Genomic DNA, 15955 nt, shown 5'->3' with positions numbered 1-15955 from the left:
AAGTACAATACTGCTGGGAAAAGTGAATCAAGCAGAGATTCACCAAGTTCAACTGAAGTAAGTTTCTATGGATCAGAGTGACTCCATCTCTTCTTCATACCACTGTTCCAACTGAGCCTGCAGCGCCCGGATTTCGGTGAGCAGGGATATCAGCGGATAATTACTTTCACGCAGCGCGGCGAAACGCTCTTCAAGGGCGTTGATATAATCAAGGCCGCCGATTATGGACAAGTTTTCGTTCAGCAGATCGAGACGGTCGCATTCGGCAACAGCCCAGGGTAGAACAGGTACATCTGCTGCCGTAAGTTTATCGATTTCTTTGTGCAGACGCAGATTGAGCGCACTGAGTTGATAAGCATAGTCCGCAGGCATTTCCACAAACTGCAATTGCTGCTCCTGCTGCAGGATGACATAGCGCATTGTAGGCATAACGAGTAGTAATCTCCCCTCATACATTCTACTTGACAGTGTAGCCTACGAAACGGTTAAAATTCAAGTATTGTACGGCAAAAAATAGCGAACCTGCGCGGGTGGAGAGAGAGGAGAATGATGGAAAACAAGGAACTGCAGCAATGGATCGAGCAGGTTTCACTGGAGCATTTCGGAGTTCCGTTTACCCATGAAGCGATATTTAACCGTCGTTTAACGACAACGGGCGGGCGGTATATGCTCAAAAGCCATCGGATTGAAATTAATCCGCATCAGCTGGAAGTGTACGGGAAGGATGAGGTTGAGAAAATTATAAAACATGAACTGTGCCACTATCATCTGCATATTCGAGGACGGGGATATCAGCATCGGGACCCGGAATTCAAGGCACTTTTGCAGAAGGTAGGCGGCTCAAGGTTCTGTCAGTCTCTTCCCGGGGACAAAGGCAGGAAGCCGCTTCCGTATCGGTACAAGCTGATATGTAAGGGCTGCGGGATGGAGTATCTGCGTAAACGGAAAATAGATCCAAAGCGTTATCGCTGTGGGCGATGTTCGGGGAAATTGACGCTTCAAAGCATCTAAGGTAAATACGAAACGTCCGGTCGTAGAAAGTGATAAAAGGCAGGTTGACTTGAATTATTAATCATGATAAATTAATGTTATTCAAGTTAATTTTCCCTGATAGCTCAGTTGGTAGAGCACTCGACTGTTAATCGAGTTGTCACAGGTTCGAGTCCTGTTCGGGGAGCCATTTCTTGGAGAGATACCCAAGTGGCTATAAGGGGACCCTCTGCTAAGGGGTTAGACTGCGTAAGCGGTGCGAGGGTTCGAATCCCTCTCTCTCCGTTCTGAGAATACTTCAATGCCAGGGATGAGAATCCTAAAGGTTCGTCGGAGCGTAAGCTTCCATAACGATCCATCGCAGTCCATAATGAAGTGAGAGTATCCCTCTCTTTGCGTTTCTAATAACACAGTTAAACCCTCCATACAAGGATGAATTCATCATCTTTATATGGAGGGTTTTTTGATTTTTCAGCGCGGACTCCATTCAGATGGAAATATCCAACACTTCGTATAAACCTGCCTTTCCGGCAACAGTTATTTCGATAGAGCGATGACCCGGTTTTTGCCGAATCCAGTCCAGTGCAAGGAATCGCTGAACAAACTGTTCACCAAGCAAACCGGAAAGGTGGTGACGGCGTTCGCTCCAATCCAGACATTTACGAGCAACGGCTCGGCGTGACCCTGGTTTTAACTGACACTGAATACCAAATTCGGCAAACCACTGCTTCCCTTTCTCTGTCATTATAAAATCTTTATTATGGGTTTCTTTCGGTTCAACCAGATACCCTTTTCTGAGCAGCGCTTCACAGAGGGAAGTTCCGAGTTTTCCGGCCAGGTGATCGTAACAGGTACGAGCATAGCTTAACTGCTGCAGTTGATTGGATTGTTTTAATGAGCGAATCTGTACCGGTGGAGCAATGGCGGCCATTTTCTCAATCAGATCGGCAATGTCCCGGTTTGCAAGACGGTAATAGCGATGGCGACCTTGCTGTTCAACCTGCAGCAGCCCGCCATCCACGAGTTTAGCGAGATGATTACTTGCTGTCTGTGGACTGACCCCTGCCATATAGGCAAGCTCTCCTGCAGGTAACGCTCGTCCATCCAGCAGGGAGGAGAGAAATATAGAGCGGCTTGTGTCGGCAATAAGTGAAGCGATAACAGTGATATTCGGATATGCATTCATACTTCGATGATAGCTGAACTAATGATGTATTACAATGGTTTGGAATTCAATATCGGAACAGGGGCGATGTAGATGAATAACCATATACAGCAGCAGAACAAGTCAAAACGAACTTCGGAATGGGCACAGGCGAATGAACACGAAACGATTAATCCAAGTATTTTATACTACGGTACACCCGTCATTATCCTCAGCACATTAAATCAAGACGGGTCCACGAATCTTTCTCCGCTATCATCATCCTGGGCGCTGGGTGATTGTCTCGTGCTGGGTGTAGGCGCACAGGGCAAAGCTTATGAAAACCTCCTTCGTCATTCCGAATGTGTTATTAACCTGCCGGATGTCTCGCTGTGGGAGAACGTTGAGGCACTAGGACGGACAACGGGCAGTTCTCCCGTGCCGGAAGCTAAGAAACAGATGGGTTACACGTTCTGCCGTGATAAATTCGCCGCAGCTGGATTAACGCCCCAAAGTTCAGTTCTCGCAGCACCCGATAGAATCACGGAATGTCCGCTTCAGATCGAAGCTGCAGTACAGCATATACGCATTCCGGAACATACCCCGTTTATGGCGATTGTAGAAGCGAAAGCCATAAAAGTACATGCCCATACTCGTCTGATCTCGGGGATCAACAGGATTGATCCTGAGCGGTGGCATCCGTTAATTTATAATTTCCGGCATTATTACGGACTTGGGGAAAGACGGGGTGAAAATTTTCGGACCGAGCGTTAGAGGAATCCAATGGAGGATTATACTGTTCAACTCGTTCAGTATGCAAAACAAGCACAGACTCGGTAGAAGAGACTGTGCTTGTTTTCGTTATATTGGCTTTTTACAGCCCTTCGGTGACGGTAGTTTCGGCCTGCGCAGGAGCGATAGGTTTGCCTTCCAGCAAGCTGTGAATCGCATGAGCAACGCCATGCTCCGTATTCGTAAGTGTTATCGTTTTGGCCAGGGCGCGGATTTCAGGTTCGGCATTACCCATGGCGATACCCAGCCCTGCCATTTGCAGCATGGAAACGTCATTAAAGTTATCTCCGATCGCTGCGGTGTCTTTCATCGCAATATTGAAATGTGCTGCCAGTTTGGCGAGTGCGTTCCCTTTGGAGACATCCGGGTGCTGCATCTCGAAGTTATGCTCGAAGGATACAACCATCGCGACATCGGTTCTGGAGGAGAAGTATTCACGTCCCCGTTGGAGTTTGTCGGGATTCATCGAGAAGGCCATAATGTTATAGATGAAGGCATCGGCTGGAATTTCAAGATGGCTGGTCACGCGGTGATAATCTTTTTTGCTGTAGTGTTTCTTGATCGAACGGATCATACGCTCTACATCTTCCCCGGGTCTTGAGCCAAGTACGCGTTCCAACTCCGCGAGCATGGTTTCATGACTGCTGATTGGGGCATAGATGCCCATCTGAGTCGAAGCTTCATAGTAAATATGCTGATCTTCCAGCCACTTCATGACAGAAGCAGCCGTCTCGCGTTCGAATGGAAGGTGGAATAACCGTTCTCCGTTCTCGTCATGAATGGTGGCGCCGTTTGAGCCAATAATCGGGGTTTTGATTCCACCTTGGCGGCTGATCTCCACAACATCTGAATATACACGTCCAGTCGCAATCGTTACTTTCATTCCAGACGTTTGAGCCTTCTGAATAGCTTCCGCATTCTCCCGGCTGATCTGACTGTCTCGGTTCAACAATGTTCCGTCTAGATCGGTAGCAAACAATTTCATATTCTTACAACTCCTTGTCTTGTATTGGTTCGGGAATCAGAATTTCAACCTTTTGTTCCTTCAAAAAATCCAGCCACTCCTGAGCCGGCCATTGATCTGTAATTAACACATTAACGAGTGACCAGTCTGCAAAACGAAAACCGTATCGCTTGCCCATCTTGGAATGGTCGGCAAGTACAATTACACTTTTGGCAGACTTCATCATTTGATGTTTGATCTTGCCTTCCTCTTCGGATGCACTGAATCCATCCATCGTGAGGCCGCCGATCCCAATAAAGGCTTTATCTGCATAGTAGTGAGACAGTGTCTCGATAACAGGTGTTCCATAGACATAACGCTGCTCTTTATCCAGCTTGCCCCCGAGCAGTCGAATCTGGACTGCAGTATGATTGGATAACAGTTCAGCAGAATATAACGAATTGGTAATGACGGTGCAGGATTTCCCGTTCAGATTCTCTGCGCAGCTCTGTACTGTCGTGGAGGAATCCAAAATTATCGTTTCACCTGAACGGACGAGAGCAGCGGCCAATTTGCCTATGGCTCGTTTTTCCTCAGTAATATGTTTGAGCCGGTCTTGGTAAGTCTTGAACTCTTGTGGTGGAGAGGGGAGAATAGCACCGCCGCGTGTGCGAATGATGGCCTCCTGCTCTTCAAGTTTAATCAGATCCCTGCGTGCAGTATCTCGCGAGACATCGAATAAAGACACGATCTCTTCAGCCGAAATGCGATTATGCTTGCGTAGGTGCTCTATAATGAGCTGCATGCGTTCTTCTTGAAACAAACGTAAAGCCTCCCTTTATTATGGATGACCGTGCGCTGTACTATCATTTAATTATAAGGAATCATAATGCAATCTGCAATATTGTAAGTGCAAATAAGTTTTCTTAAGTTTTTTAATCTTTAATTTACAGAATCAGAGGATGTGGATAACATGGTTATGATTTTGGAATTAAAGTGAACATCGTAAAAGGAGGGGAATAAGCCGGTGTAGGCTGGATCTAAGCCAGGATAATGACAAGGTGATTTAGATTGATAAAATGAGAAAGATGGGAACATAAAAAATGAAATATAAAAAAGAAATAAAAAAAGTGTTGCACTATTTTATTTTCCTATGGTATACTCATTCTTGTCGCCAAGAAAGACAACTTGTTTACAAGGCCCGTTGGTCAAGGGGTTAAGACACCTCCCTTTCACGGAGGTAACAGGGGTTCGAATCCCCTACGGGTCATAGCAATACCTATTTCTTCACTATGTATAGATTCGCTTTTTATAAGAGTTTCTTCAAAAGTCACTGCTCTGTAACATCAATATGAAGCATGGCATAACATCAGGTGGAGTTACATTAGGAGCCATTAGCTCAGTTGGTAGAGCACCTGACTTTTAATCAGGGTGTCGAAGGTTCGAGTCCTTCATGGCTCACCATTTACAATTTAATATGCGGTCGTGGTGGAATGGCAGACACGCTATCTTGAGGGGGTAGTGGGTGTATACCCGTGGAGGTTCGAGTCCTCTCGACCGCATCACAGCAGTAACGGCAAATGGACATTCATGATTAATTGTGAATGTTCATTTTTTTTATACGTATGGATCTTTGGATGTTATGGGTGCCAGAGCGGAGCATTTAATTTAAATACTTCTTTTTATGTTGAAGTTATATACAAGGTAGGCGTCGGTTAGGATGGAGCGTGGCTGGTTTAGTACGCAAGGTTTGATTCCGGTCTTGAAGCTGCTGATCATTACAGCACGCGGCTCGGCTTGAGATATGACTGTTCTGAGTTGGTTTCTCTTGGGGAGTTCTGGATTTTAAAGGCTGAGCATTCAGGAATATTATGCTATAATTCTATCATATGACATATGAGTTGATTATTATGGATGGAAGGCGGTTCCTGCATGCAGTCAATCTATGAGCGAATTGAACACCTGATTGCCGAAAAAGGAATGACAAAGAAAGCATTCTGTGAACAGCTGAAGATCAGCACAGGTAATCTGGGTGACTGGAAGCGTGGTAAATCCATCCCGAGCACGAACAAATTGATTGAAATTGCTTCGTTTTTCGATGTGAGTCTGGACTGGCTTATGATCGGGCGTTTATCGAAAGAAGCGATTGTGCGGGAAAAGCGGGAGGATTATTTTTTTGACGTGCTGCGGCAATTGGATTGCCAGGAAAACGAATTGTCGGCTGAAGAACAGTCTTTTATCAGTGAATATATTGAGTTCACTCGTTATCGCAGATTCAAGGAAAGTAAAGAGGGCAGCTTTCGCTATCCATCCGAACAGGGTGAAGAGAACGAGTTAGAACAGAATAATTCAGAACGGAACAAGAGCTGATCGTATTCATCGCTTCTGTTCATGTCTCCATAAGACAGGGTGAGAAACAGCAGAGCGTGTAATGTGTTTTATAGTTTGGGTTGTGGATAACGGTATTGATCCCTATTTGTAGTGAATTCCTCCGATGACAGAGCGGAGTTTTTTTTGCGCTGCAGCATGAGTGGGCCAGAGGTGAACATGAGACGATCTGCACTTCATACGCTGGGAAAAGTGGAGATTTTCCGATAGATTTATTGACGTGTAGATTATGCTATAATTCTATCATATGACATATGAGTTGATTATTACGGTTGGAAGGCGGTTCATACATGCAGTCGATCTATGAGCGAATCGAACACCTGATTGCCGAAAAAGGAATGACAAAGAAAGCATTCTGTGAACAGCTGAAGATCAGCACAGGTAATCTGGGTGACTGGAAGCGGGGGAAATCCATCCCAAGCACGAATAAATTGATTGAAATTGCTTCGTTTTTCGATGTGAGTCTGGACTGGCTTATGATTGGGCGTTTATCGAAAGAAGCGATTGTGCGGGAAAAGCGGGAGGATTATTTTTTTAACGTGCTGCGGCAATTGGATTGCCAGGAAAGTGAATTGTCGGCTGCGGAACAGGCTTTTATCAGTGAATATATTGAGTTCACTCGTTATCGTAAATTGAAAGAAAGCAAAGAAGGCAGCGCATATCGTTATCCATCTGAACCCAGTGATGATGGTGGTGACAAGAATGCGGATCAACAAGAACGGTAGCAGGAATTCCCTGTTTGTTGGTGCCCTATGAAGACTGTCAGAGATCCTACTTTAAATAAGGCAGATGAAAACCTCTTCTGTTCCGACCCTTCGGAAACAGTATGGAGGTTTTTTTTGCGTAGGAAGGTGCTGAAGGCAGAAATAATTCATATTTATGTTATATATACTTACATAAAAATTGACTATAAGTCAATTTATTTTAGATTTCAAGAGAAGTATGTATAGGTTTTAGATATTCAAGATAAAGTTATGTAAGGTATATTGACATTTAAAGCACTTGACTCCATAATTTGGTTCAACGAACATTTTAATTATGTTTTGCCTTAATGTTCGTCAATAGACGATAAAGAGGGAGTGTTGGCTATTGAAAAAGAGGTCGTTTCGATTATGGGGTATGCTTCTCGGTGTATGTCTGATGGTAACCGCATGTGTGGAAGGTACTGTTCCGCCTGGAGCTAAAGGTTCTGAGGGTGCGGGGAATGCAGCTGCGGCTGGTGAAACGATCAAGGTTGGCATTCTTCACTCCCTGAGCGGTACGATGGCCATTAGTGAAGTCTCGGTCAAAGATGCAGAGATGCTCGCGATTGAAGAGATTAACGCTGCGGGTGGTGTTCTGGGCAAACCCATTGAACCGGTCATTGAAGATGGTGCCTCGGATTGGCCTACTTTTGCCGAGAAGGCAGGGAAACTGCTGCAGCAGGATAAGGTGGCTGCTGTATTTGGCGGATGGACTTCAGCCAGTAGAAAAGCGATGCTTCCGGTGTTTGAGCAAAACAAGGGTCTGTTATTTTACCCTGTGCAGTATGAAGGTTTGGAATCCTCCCCTAATATTTTCTATACCGGTGCAGCGACCAATCAGCAGATTGTTCCGTCGGTAACTTGGCTGCTGGAGAACCGGGGCAGGACGTTTTATTTGCTCGGTTCGGATTATGTTTTCCCAAGGACGGCGAATCAGGTGATTAAAGCACAGCTTGCAGCAGAGGGTGGCGAAGTTGTGGGAGAGGAATATACACCGCTGGGACATACCGACTACAGTACAATCATCAGTAAAATCAAAGCGGCCAAACCGGATATCGTCTATAACACGTTAAACGGGGATAGCAATGCTGCTTTCTTCAAGCAGTTGAAGGATGCAGGGATCACTTCAGATGAGCTTACAACGCTGTCTGTAAGTGTGGCTGAAGAAGAGATTCGCGGAATCGGAGCAGACGTGCTTAAGGGGCATCTTGCTTCGTGGAACTATTACCAGACAACAGAAACACCTGAGAATAACAATTTTGTTGCGAAATATAAAGAGAAATATGGTTCGGACCGAGTTACGGCTGATCCGATTGAGGCTGGGTATGTGGCTGTTTACCTGTGGAAAGCAGCTGTAGAGAAGGCAGGATCAACGGATGTTGAGAAAGTGAAGGAAGCTGCCAAAGGGCTTGAGCTGGATGCGCCGGAAGGCAAAGTCACGGTGGATGGAGAAAATCAGCATATTTACAAAACGGTGCGTATCGGTGAAGTGCAGGAAGATGGTCAATTCAAGGAATTATGGAATTCGGGTTCGCCTGTGAAGCCTGATCCATATTTGAAAACATATGAGTGGGGAGCTGCTCTGAGTGATAAATAGTGGTGTAGGTGGGTGTGAGAAAGGCTGGATGCATGACTTAGAGGTGAAAGGGAGCAGATAGTACACCCCTGCACACCATTACAGTAAAGCGTTGATTCGAAAAAATGACAAAGGGAGGGTCTGCAGTGGAGATGTTTATTCTACAAATATTCAACGGTCTCAGCATAAGCTCGATTCTGCTGTTGATTGCTCTGGGACTCGCGGTCACATTTGGTTTGATGAATGTTATCAATATGGCACATGGCGAATTGATTATGATTGGCGCATATGCGACTTATGTGACGCAAAACCTGTTTATGTCATATGCTCCGGCGTCCTGGTTCGATATGTATTTTGCGGCTGCGCTGCCTCTTGCATTTGGTACAGCCGCTTTGATCGGGTGGCTGCTGGAAGTGGTTTTGATCAGGCATCTGTATGGCAGGCCGCTGGACAGTTTGCTCGCCACCTGGGGAGTAGGTATGATGCTGCAGCAGTTGGCTCGCACTATATTTGGGGCCCCAAATGTGGGTGTATCCAGCCCTGTCTGGCTGAATGGAGGATGGATGATTTCGGAGGGGATTATTTTTCCGTATAAGCGAGTGTTTATCCTTGCGCTTGTAGCCGCAGTACTGATGTGCATGTACCTCTACATCTATCGCACGGCTTCCGGCAGACGGATGAGGGCGGTGATGCAGAATCGGAACATGGCCGGCTGTCTGGGGATCTCCACGCGCCGGGTGGATGGCATGACGTTTGCGATTGGTTCAGGTATTGCAGGCATTGCGGGCTGTGCTTTAACGCTGATCGGGCCGATTGGCCCTTCGCTGGGCACATACTACATTGTGGATGCCTTTATGGTTGTTGTGCTTGGAGGAGTGGGGAAATTAGTGGGTACAGTGTGCGGTGCACTTGGCATCGGCATGTTTAATACGCTTTTCGAAACATATACTTCGGCATCAATCGGCAAAGTGCTTGTGTTTGTATGCATCGTCGCATTTTTGCAATGGAAGCCTCGAGGCTTGGTTGCTATTCGCACGCGAAGCTTGGATTAACCAGAAGAAGAGAAGGGGGTTCGACCATGCCGGCATTACTTAGAGCGGGAAGTTTGAAAACGAGGGTGATCTGGGCGATTGTGCTGATTTTGATGTGCCTTGCACCACTGGTCTCTACAGAATTTCGCCTCAGCTTGTTAGCTAAGTTTCTGGCGCTGGCCATTCTGGCAATTGGACTTGACCTGATCTGGGGATACGGGGGCGTGCTTAGTCTTGGACACGGGGTGTTTTTTGGTCTTGGCGGCTATGCTATGGCGATGTATCTGAAGCTTCAAGCTGGTGGAGCGATCCCGGATTTCATGGGCTGGAGTGGTCTCAGTGGATTGCCGTGGTTCTGGGAGCCGTTCCGTTCATTCCCGGCAGCGATTTTCCTTGGCATTGCCATTCCCGCTATGCTTGCTTTTGTGCTGGCGTGGTTCACGTTTCGTAATCGAATTACCGGGGTGTATTTTACCATCCTGACTCAAGCTCTTGTTCTTATTACGGTGACGTTATTTGTAGGCAAACAGGAATGGACGGGCGGTACAAACGGGATAACGGGTTACCAGACGATTTTTGGGTTTAAGCTTCATGCAGCGGGCACCACGATTGTGCTGTACTATATCACTCTTATTGTTCTGGTGCTCGCATATGTGTTCTGCCGCCGGATAGTGAACAGCCGTTTTGGGCAGGTGCTTGAAGCTGCGCGTGATGGAGAAAATCGGGTTCGATTTCTGGGGTTTGACCCCGCAGGTTATAAAACGCTTGCCTTTGCCTTGTCGGGTGCACTTGCGGGAATAGCAGGCATGCTGTTTGTGCTGCAGGTGGGCATTATCTCGCCATCCATGATGGGCATCGTACCTTCCATTGAGATGGTGCTGTGGGTTGCCTTGGGGGGACGCGGGACCCTGATTGGCGCGGTCATTGGTACTGTCATGTTGAATGCGGCTAAAACGGGGATAAGTGAGGCTTATCCGGAGGGGTGGCTGTTCGTGGTTGGTGGGCTTTTTGTCACCGTTGTTTTGTTCATGCCGAATGGCATTGTGGGTGTATACCGAAATGTCGTCCATATGGTACGTCGGAGAGGGGAGAGTTCGCATGTCCAGACTGCTTCGAAAAAACGGAAAATCTTTGGAGCCTCAGGTGATACTGGCCGCTGAGGAGGTCACGGTGACCTTTGGTGGTTTTACTGCAGTTAAAGGCATGAATCTGAAGCTGTTTGAACGTGATCTGCATTTCTTGATCGGACCTAATGGTGCCGGGAAAACGACGATGCTGGATGTGATTTGCGGCAAAACCAAACCGGTATCCGGTTCGGTAAAGCTGGTGGACGGAACGGAACTGACGAGGCTGAGAGAACATCAGATTGTTCGTAAAGGAGTGGGTCGCAAGTTTCAGGCGCCTTCCGTATTCCCCAGCCTGACGGTGGAAGAGAATCTGACGCTGGCGGCGGAGACGAAGCGTTCTCCCCTTCGAACGATCGGAATCCATAGACGTGGCAAAAGGGGGGAGGTAATCGAGCGTGTCATGCTTCAGACGGGCCTGCAGGATCGAATCAACGAGCGGGCAGGTGCGCTGTCTCATGGAGAGAAGCAGTGGCTGGAGATCGGAATGCTGCTGCTTCAGGAGCCGCAGGTGCTGCTGCTTGATGAACCGGCCGCAGGTATGACGGATGAGGAAACCTATAAGACGGGACGACTGCTGCAGGATATTGCGGCCGAACGTTCGGTCGTTGTTGTGGAGCATGACATGGAGTTTGTAAGGGAGTTTGCAGCGAAGGTGACGGTGATGCACGAAGGACAGCTGCTCAAGGAAGGCACGATGGCTGAAGTGCAGGCTGATCCAAGGGTAGCTGAGGTATATTTGGGCCAAAGGGGGAAGGCAAATGCTGACGCTGCAGAACGTTGAGTCAGGGTACGGGGAGAGCCGGGTGCTGCGTGGTGTGGATCTGGAAGTGCAGTCTGGTCAAGTGACGTGTCTGATGGGAAGGAATGGCGTGGGGAAAACGACGCTGATGAAAACCTTGATGGGGCTGATTCGGACGCGTAAAGGCAGTATTCAATGGAACCATCAGGAACTAGCTTCGCTCGAATCGGCTAAACGGGCAAAGGCGGGAATAGGATATGTGCCGCAAGGGAGGGAGATTTTCCCCCAGCTTACGGTGAAAGAGAACCTGCTGCTTGGACTGGAAAGGAATGCTTCCGGGAATCAATCGTTCCCTGAGGATGTGTTGGATCTGTTTCCGGTACTTGCTTCCATGTATGGACGTCAAGGCGGTGACTTGAGTGGTGGGCAGCGAGCGAGCTTGCCATTGCTCGTGCGCTTGCGTCCCGTCCTGGCCTGCTGCTGCTGGATGAGCCGACGGAAGGTATTCAGCCCTCCATCGTTGAGGATATCAGACAGGTAATACTCAAACTGAAAATGCAGGGCGATATTTCAATTTTGTTGGTGGAGCAGAGTATTGATTTTGTGCGCAGTGCCGCGGATTATATTTATGTGATGGACAGAGGGGTTATGGCTCTGCAGGGAGCACCGCATGAGCTGGATATATCGCAGTTTGAATATCATCTGTCTGTATAATGCAGTCCGGGCTATCCGTGTTTGTTTCGTGCCTGACTCCAATGTGCGCATGCTGTAATGGTGTTGAATGTACGGAGGTGTGACCTATGCTGTGCAGGTTTAATGAGGCTGGTCGAGTACGTTGGAGTATTTCGGATACAGCCGGCGGATGCATTCAGGGCAGATATCATGTGTGAACTCGGCAGAGGTGTGTTTCTCCAAATAATGTTCGACGGAGCTCCATTCCTCCGATTCGTCTTTAATATGTTTACAGACGGCGCAAATGGGCAATAGGCCGAATAATGTACGTGCTTCAGTCAGGGCTTGCCTTAGCTGAAGCTCTGTTTTTTTCTGTTCGGTAATGTCGGTGTGAGCTACGAGAGCCAGGGCAGTATCCATTGCGGGTCCATCATGCAGTGGAGTGAGCTCTACACGAAACCATCTCTCTTCATTATATGGGGTGGTCACAGAGATGTCGTATGTATGGGTTTGCTTAAACGGAACGACGTTGTGTCTCAGATCTTGTGCAAATGTGGTAGCCGGAAGAATATCTTTCTGCTGCGCCGCCCAGGCTTCCATCAAATGCAGGTAATGCCTGTGACAGCGGGCTGTGTGCGAAAAAGGTCTATGAAACCCGCGTTCCCAGGCTCGGTTGCAGCTCCTAATCATCCAATGCTGATCAACGATAATCAGCTGATGGTTGGTCGATTGGAAAGACAAGCTTTCGAGGTCTGATGTCACATATCTCACGAGAGAAATCCTCCTTTGATGAAAATGGTTATCGCAGCTCCTCGGGGATGTCCAAAATATCAGCGACCAAATGCCTGAATCTGGTTGCTTTGCGTGTGCCGTGGATAAGGTTGGACAGACGATAGGGTGGAATGCCATGCTGTTCGCAAAAGGTTTTCTGATCGACCTGCAGTTCGGTTAGGCGTCGTTTGATAGCCCATCCGAACGGAGTGACTGGTTTTTTCTTGTTCAAAAGGGTTCACTCCTGAATGGATTATAGTATTCAGCAAGCTTGTATTGGTGTAAGATATATAGAAATGCGAGCTGTGATTTCCATTATATACGTATTTGCGTCATCTAACAATTAAAAAATACGGAAATAAGTGTATTTTTTGAATTAATATGACGTAAATACGTTTTTATAAGCTTGCAAAAAAGTGAAAAACACGCCAGCAAGGGGATTGCGGCGTGTTTTTTTGTATGCATTTTTATAGAAGGGTGGAACGGGGAGAGTTATGCTCTGTAAGCATGGAGGCCTGCCCCGAGCATGTGAAAGTTGGGGAACAAGGGCTTCATAGACAGGGATGCGGGGGGCATATGTCCATCTGGAGAAGAGGTGCTCACGGTCGTCCATTCCTTCTCTAGGTCTGTGGTCAGACGACCCAGCAGTTCCTTGGTGACTTCTTCAGTTAGAGGGATAACTTTGGAGGCTTCGGATATACAAGCATACATGGCTGAATGCAGGTAACCGAGAACCGCCTCTTCGACGGGGATGTCAAGGTGGTGGTTAATCCAGGCGTGAACGGTAGGGAGGCAGCCAACGGAATTGTATTTTGCGAAGATCTGTTCAAGCGGGCTGAAGTCAATCCACGGATGCAGGGCGCGCGAGAGTTTGATTAAACGTTTGCCTATAGCTGATGCTTGTTCTCGAAGTTCAGCGGGTGTGCGCTGTACATGGACCAGTTTGTCGATCAAAGCGACACGCCAGGTGTCCTTATGATCTGTTGCGGTGTAGATGCCTTTGATCGCCATGCCTTCAAGACGCACAAGACTAGGGTGAAGCTGGCATCGCATGAACGATTCGATATCCTCGGCAGTACGTATGGAGCCTTCCTTGATATGGGTGTTCATGCCGAAGAGATGGGAGAACCCTCCAACCTGCACAGAGGGATCAAGCAGTTTCGCGTAATCGAGAAGCTTATTCCCACGATTCAAGATCTTTCGCCTCCTGTGTACAGTTGTGTAAATTTTCCTAACTTGATAAAGGTTTTTTTGAAAATTTGTGTGTAAATCCGAATTATATGATATATATTTTCACATAATAATCGGTGTTTTGTCAATAGTTAACAGAAAAAAAGACGTTTGTATAGGCCTGGTAAGTATTTTGTGTTATATAAACTTACACAAGCTTATTTGTGATAAAATAATTTGATTCTTCTAAAGTTCCTATTTCGAAAACGGATGGATTTACTCCGTCTTCGTGTGGCCTCTTTTTCGCAATCAGATTAATGTTATGTGCTTACTTCAGAGTTATGACAAAAATTTGCGCAGTTAGATGGAATTTGAGCAGTTAAATGAAAAATGAAAGGAGAAAGGAAGCTGAGTTGTATAAAAAGAAGTGTTATATTCAGGCTGCACAAGAAAATCTAGATAATTGCTTTACTTTTAAATAAGATTCCGGTATAATCAATTCTGTTGCCGATAATTTACGACATGCGGTCGTGGTGGAATGGCAGACACGCTATCTTGAGGGGGTAGTGGGCGTATGCCCGTGGAGGTTCGAGTCCTCTCGACCGCATTATATGAAGAGATACCTGAGAAGCTTTCCATAATGGAAAGCTTCTTTTCTTTGATCAGAACTGAAGTTCCGCAGCTCAATGGAACGTTCTGAACTAGTTGAAGCGGGTACAGCGAAAAAAAGCCATCCTGAAGCCTGAGCCTTGGCTCTTTGGTTTCGGATCGCTTTTTCATTTTATAAAATATAGTTTATTTCAACAAAGCCTCAATATCCTCTTGAATTTTGTCTGGTATCGTCTGCGGAGCATATCGTTTCACTACTTTCCCGTTCTGGTCAACCAGGAATTTGGTGAAGTTCCATTTGATTGCTTTCGAGCCGAGCAGGCCGGGTGCTTCTTTGGTAATATGTTGGAAAAGTGGATGGGCGCTGGAGCCATTGACGTCAATTTTTTCAAACATAGGGAAGCTGACACCGTAATTCATCTGACAGAACTCGGCAATATCATCGGAGGAACCTTTCTCCTGCGCAAACTGATTGCTTGGGAACCCAAGCACTTCAAACGGAGCATCCTGGAATTTATCCTGCAGCTCCTGCAGGCCCTTGAATTGAGGTGTGAGACCACACTGACTTGCTGTATTTACTATTAACAACACTTTGCCGCGATACTCGGACATCTCAATCTCTTGTCCGCGAAGGGTGTTTACTTTGTAATCATAAACTGACATAGGGATCGCCTCCATCATCTTGTTCTAGATACATTCATTATATTTTATGCAATTAAGTAATGCAAAACTTATTTGGCTTCTGCGTTGTTATGACCATCCTTGGTGTGTAAGATCGACGTAAGATTGAAATCGTTGTGAAATGTGATGATCCATTTTTGTGCGGCAGAGAATTAGACAGCTTGGAAGAGTTGGATAGCGTATAACCTCATTGTAAGCGTTATTATTGAAGATTATTGCCGGAAATCTGACGATTCAGTGATCTGGCCGCACTTTACATCATCATGGCACAGGTGTATGATTCATAGCGTAATTTGAATTTTAATAAATTTATACCTGAAAAACGAAACAAACGATAATATCGATCGGTTCTTTATTCAAGATGTACGAACGATGTTTTAATCGCTGAGTTTCCATTCATTAAGGGTGGAAAACGGGGGAACCAACAGGATGGGCTGTATTACAGCAGCAGACATCCATGGGGTGAATTTTCCGGTGACAGCCGGAAATAGGGCGACTCTCGCGCCCGAATCCGTCAGCTAACCTCGTAAGCGTTAAAGGGAGAGGCAGCAAACCGCACGCTGGTTCATGGCGTTTTCG

At 46.7% G+C, this 15955-nt stretch carries 16 protein-coding genes, 6 tRNA genes, 1 pseudogene and 1 riboswitch; of the genes and pseudogenes, 15 read left to right on the top strand and 8 right to left on the bottom strand.

Annotation, left to right across the window (positions count from 1 at the left end):
• Positions 1 to 72: 72 nt before the first annotated feature.
• On the bottom strand, positions 73 to 429 hold the full coding sequence (locus ABXS70_RS19360; RefSeq protein ID WP_342554705.1) for a hydrolase/acyltransferase: 357 nt from the start codon (positions 427 to 429) through the stop codon (positions 73 to 75).
• Positions 430 to 549: 120 nt separating this feature from the next.
• Between ABXS70_RS19360 and ABXS70_RS19355 the strand changes: the two genes are divergently transcribed.
• From ABXS70_RS19355 to ABXS70_RS19345, 3 genes are all read left to right on the top strand, one after another.
• Positions 550 to 1011 carry a SprT family protein gene (locus ABXS70_RS19355; protein ID WP_342556264.1) on the top strand — a complete coding sequence of 154 codons (462 nt, stop codon included), beginning with the start codon at positions 550 to 552 and terminating at the stop codon, positions 1009 to 1011.
• A gap of 93 nt (positions 1012 to 1104) precedes the next feature.
• Positions 1105 to 1180, top strand: a tRNA-Asn gene (locus ABXS70_RS19350).
• Between the two features lie 6 nt (positions 1181 to 1186).
• Positions 1187 to 1275, top strand: a tRNA-Ser gene (locus ABXS70_RS19345).
• 202 nt (positions 1276 to 1477) lie between these two features.
• Here ABXS70_RS19345 and ABXS70_RS19340 read toward each other — a convergent pair.
• Entirely contained in the window at positions 1478 to 2176 is a 699-nt protein-coding gene (locus tag ABXS70_RS19340) for a helix-turn-helix transcriptional regulator (RefSeq protein WP_366290081.1), read from the bottom strand.
• 72 nt (positions 2177 to 2248) lie between these two features.
• On the opposite strand from ABXS70_RS19340, the gene ABXS70_RS19335 reads away from it, so the two are divergent.
• On the top strand, positions 2249 to 2908 hold the full coding sequence (locus ABXS70_RS19335) for a flavin reductase family protein (RefSeq protein ID WP_366290078.1): 660 nt from the start codon (positions 2249 to 2251) through the stop codon (positions 2906 to 2908).
• 100 nt (positions 2909 to 3008) lie between these two features.
• On the opposite strand, the gene ABXS70_RS19330 is transcribed toward ABXS70_RS19335, so the two are convergent.
• A complete protein-coding gene (locus ABXS70_RS19330) occupies positions 3009 to 3911 on the bottom strand; it encodes a Cof-type HAD-IIB family hydrolase (protein WP_366290075.1) in 903 nt (300 codons plus the stop codon).
• 4 nt (positions 3912 to 3915) lie between these two features.
• Positions 3916 to 4692, bottom strand: a complete 777-nt coding sequence (locus tag ABXS70_RS19325) for a DeoR/GlpR family DNA-binding transcription regulator (RefSeq protein WP_366290072.1) — start codon at positions 4690 to 4692, stop codon at positions 3916 to 3918.
• A gap of 375 nt (positions 4693 to 5067) precedes the next feature.
• Here ABXS70_RS19325 and ABXS70_RS19320 point away from each other — a divergent pair.
• From ABXS70_RS19320 to urtE, 10 genes and pseudogenes are all read left to right on the top strand, one after another.
• Positions 5068 to 5139: transfer RNA gene (locus ABXS70_RS19320), tRNA-Glu, on the top strand.
• Between the two features lie 118 nt (positions 5140 to 5257).
• A tRNA-Lys gene (locus ABXS70_RS19315) sits at positions 5258 to 5333 on the top strand.
• Between the two features lie 15 nt (positions 5334 to 5348).
• Positions 5349 to 5431: transfer RNA gene (locus ABXS70_RS19310), tRNA-Leu, on the top strand.
• A gap of 370 nt (positions 5432 to 5801) precedes the next feature.
• Complete coding sequence (locus tag ABXS70_RS19305) at positions 5802 to 6239, top strand: helix-turn-helix domain-containing protein (protein ID WP_342554710.1); 438 nt, start codon at positions 5802 to 5804, stop codon at positions 6237 to 6239.
• 308 nt (positions 6240 to 6547) lie between these two features.
• On the top strand, positions 6548 to 6982 hold the full coding sequence (locus ABXS70_RS19300) for a helix-turn-helix transcriptional regulator (protein ID WP_342554711.1): 435 nt from the start codon (positions 6548 to 6550) through the stop codon (positions 6980 to 6982).
• Between the two features lie 364 nt (positions 6983 to 7346).
• Positions 7347 to 8597, top strand: a complete 1251-nt coding sequence (urtA, locus tag ABXS70_RS19295) for an urea ABC transporter substrate-binding protein (RefSeq protein WP_366290068.1) — start codon at positions 7347 to 7349, stop codon at positions 8595 to 8597.
• A 125-nt stretch (positions 8598 to 8722) separates the two neighbouring features.
• Positions 8723 to 9628, top strand: a complete 906-nt coding sequence (gene urtB, locus ABXS70_RS19290) for an urea ABC transporter permease subunit UrtB (protein WP_342554713.1) — start codon at positions 8723 to 8725, stop codon at positions 9626 to 9628.
• A 92-nt stretch (positions 9629 to 9720) separates the two neighbouring features.
• Entirely contained in the window at positions 9721 to 10767 is a 1047-nt protein-coding gene (urtC, locus tag ABXS70_RS19285; RefSeq protein WP_366296694.1) for an urea ABC transporter permease subunit UrtC, read from the top strand.
• The gene (urtD, locus tag ABXS70_RS19280; RefSeq protein WP_366290065.1) at positions 10706 to 11515 is read left to right on the top strand and encodes an urea ABC transporter ATP-binding protein UrtD; all 810 of its coding nucleotides are present in this window, start codon (positions 10706 to 10708) and stop codon (positions 11513 to 11515) included. Before urtC ends, urtD begins: the two co-directional genes overlap by 62 nt.
• Positions 11493 to 12187 (top strand): annotated as a pseudogene (gene urtE, locus ABXS70_RS19275) (urea ABC transporter ATP-binding subunit UrtE). Before urtD ends, urtE begins: the two are co-directional and overlap by 23 nt.
• Positions 12188 to 12286: 99 nt before the next feature.
• Here urtE and ABXS70_RS19270 read toward each other — a convergent pair.
• From ABXS70_RS19270 to ABXS70_RS19260, 3 genes are all read right to left on the bottom strand, one after another.
• Positions 12287 to 12916 carry a hypothetical protein gene (locus tag ABXS70_RS19270; RefSeq protein WP_366290063.1) on the bottom strand — a complete coding sequence of 210 codons (630 nt, stop codon included), beginning with the start codon at positions 12914 to 12916 and terminating at the stop codon, positions 12287 to 12289.
• Positions 12917 to 12944: 28 nt separating this feature from the next.
• Positions 12945 to 13148, bottom strand: coding sequence for an XRE family transcriptional regulator (locus tag ABXS70_RS19265; protein WP_342554717.1), 204 nt, complete (start codon positions 13146 to 13148; stop codon positions 12945 to 12947).
• 260 nt (positions 13149 to 13408) lie between these two features.
• Positions 13409 to 14110, bottom strand: coding sequence for an urease accessory UreF family protein (locus tag ABXS70_RS19260; RefSeq protein WP_342554718.1), 702 nt, complete (start codon positions 14108 to 14110; stop codon positions 13409 to 13411).
• A 500-nt stretch (positions 14111 to 14610) separates the two neighbouring features.
• On the opposite strand from ABXS70_RS19260, the gene ABXS70_RS19255 reads away from it, so the two are divergent.
• A tRNA-Leu gene (locus tag ABXS70_RS19255) sits at positions 14611 to 14693 on the top strand.
• A gap of 188 nt (positions 14694 to 14881) precedes the next feature.
• On the opposite strand, the gene ABXS70_RS19250 is transcribed toward ABXS70_RS19255, so the two are convergent.
• Positions 14882 to 15358, bottom strand: a complete 477-nt coding sequence (locus ABXS70_RS19250; RefSeq protein WP_342554719.1) for a glutathione peroxidase — start codon at positions 15356 to 15358, stop codon at positions 14882 to 14884.
• Positions 15359 to 15748: 390 nt separating this feature from the next.
• Positions 15749 to 15924, top strand: a riboswitch (cyclic di-AMP (ydaO/yuaA leader).
• The last annotated feature ends 31 nt before the right edge of the window (positions 15925 to 15955 follow it).

Origin of the sequence: Paenibacillus sp. AN1007, assembly GCF_040702995.1 — a bacterium.
Classification (GTDB): Bacteria; Bacillota; Bacilli; order Paenibacillales; family Paenibacillaceae; genus Paenibacillus.
Note: the sequence above shows the minus strand (reverse complement) of the source record. Positions and strands in the feature narration are given on the sequence as shown.

What these genes read in the sequence shown, in the direction of transcription:
- ABXS70_RS19360 (WP_342554705.1), bottom strand. Translation starts at nt 429, where the DNA reads ATGCCTACAATGCGCTATGTCATCCTGCAGCAGGAGCAGCAATTGCAG.
- ABXS70_RS19300 (WP_342554711.1), top strand. Translation starts at nt 6,548, where the DNA reads ATGCAGTCGATCTATGAGCGAATCGAACACCTGATTGCCGAAAAAGGA.
- ABXS70_RS19355 (WP_342556264.1), top strand. Translation starts at nt 550, where the DNA reads ATGGAAAACAAGGAACTGCAGCAATGGATCGAGCAGGTTTCACTGGAG.
- ABXS70_RS19335 (WP_366290078.1), top strand. Translation starts at nt 2,249, where the DNA reads ATGAATAACCATATACAGCAGCAGAACAAGTCAAAACGAACTTCGGAA.
- urtC (WP_366296694.1), top strand. Translation starts at nt 9,721, where the DNA reads ATGTGCCTTGCACCACTGGTCTCTACAGAATTTCGCCTCAGCTTGTTA.
- ABXS70_RS19250 (WP_342554719.1), bottom strand. Translation starts at nt 15,358, where the DNA reads ATGTCAGTTTATGATTACAAAGTAAACACCCTTCGCGGACAAGAGATT.
- ABXS70_RS19340 (WP_366290081.1), bottom strand. Translation starts at nt 2,176, where the DNA reads ATGAATGCATATCCGAATATCACTGTTATCGCTTCACTTATTGCCGAC.
- ABXS70_RS19330 (WP_366290075.1), bottom strand. Translation starts at nt 3,911, where the DNA reads ATGAAATTGTTTGCTACCGATCTAGACGGAACATTGTTGAACCGAGAC.
- ABXS70_RS19305 (WP_342554710.1), top strand. Translation starts at nt 5,802, where the DNA reads ATGCAGTCAATCTATGAGCGAATTGAACACCTGATTGCCGAAAAAGGA.
- urtD (WP_366290065.1), top strand. Translation starts at nt 10,706, where the DNA reads ATGTCCAGACTGCTTCGAAAAAACGGAAAATCTTTGGAGCCTCAGGTG.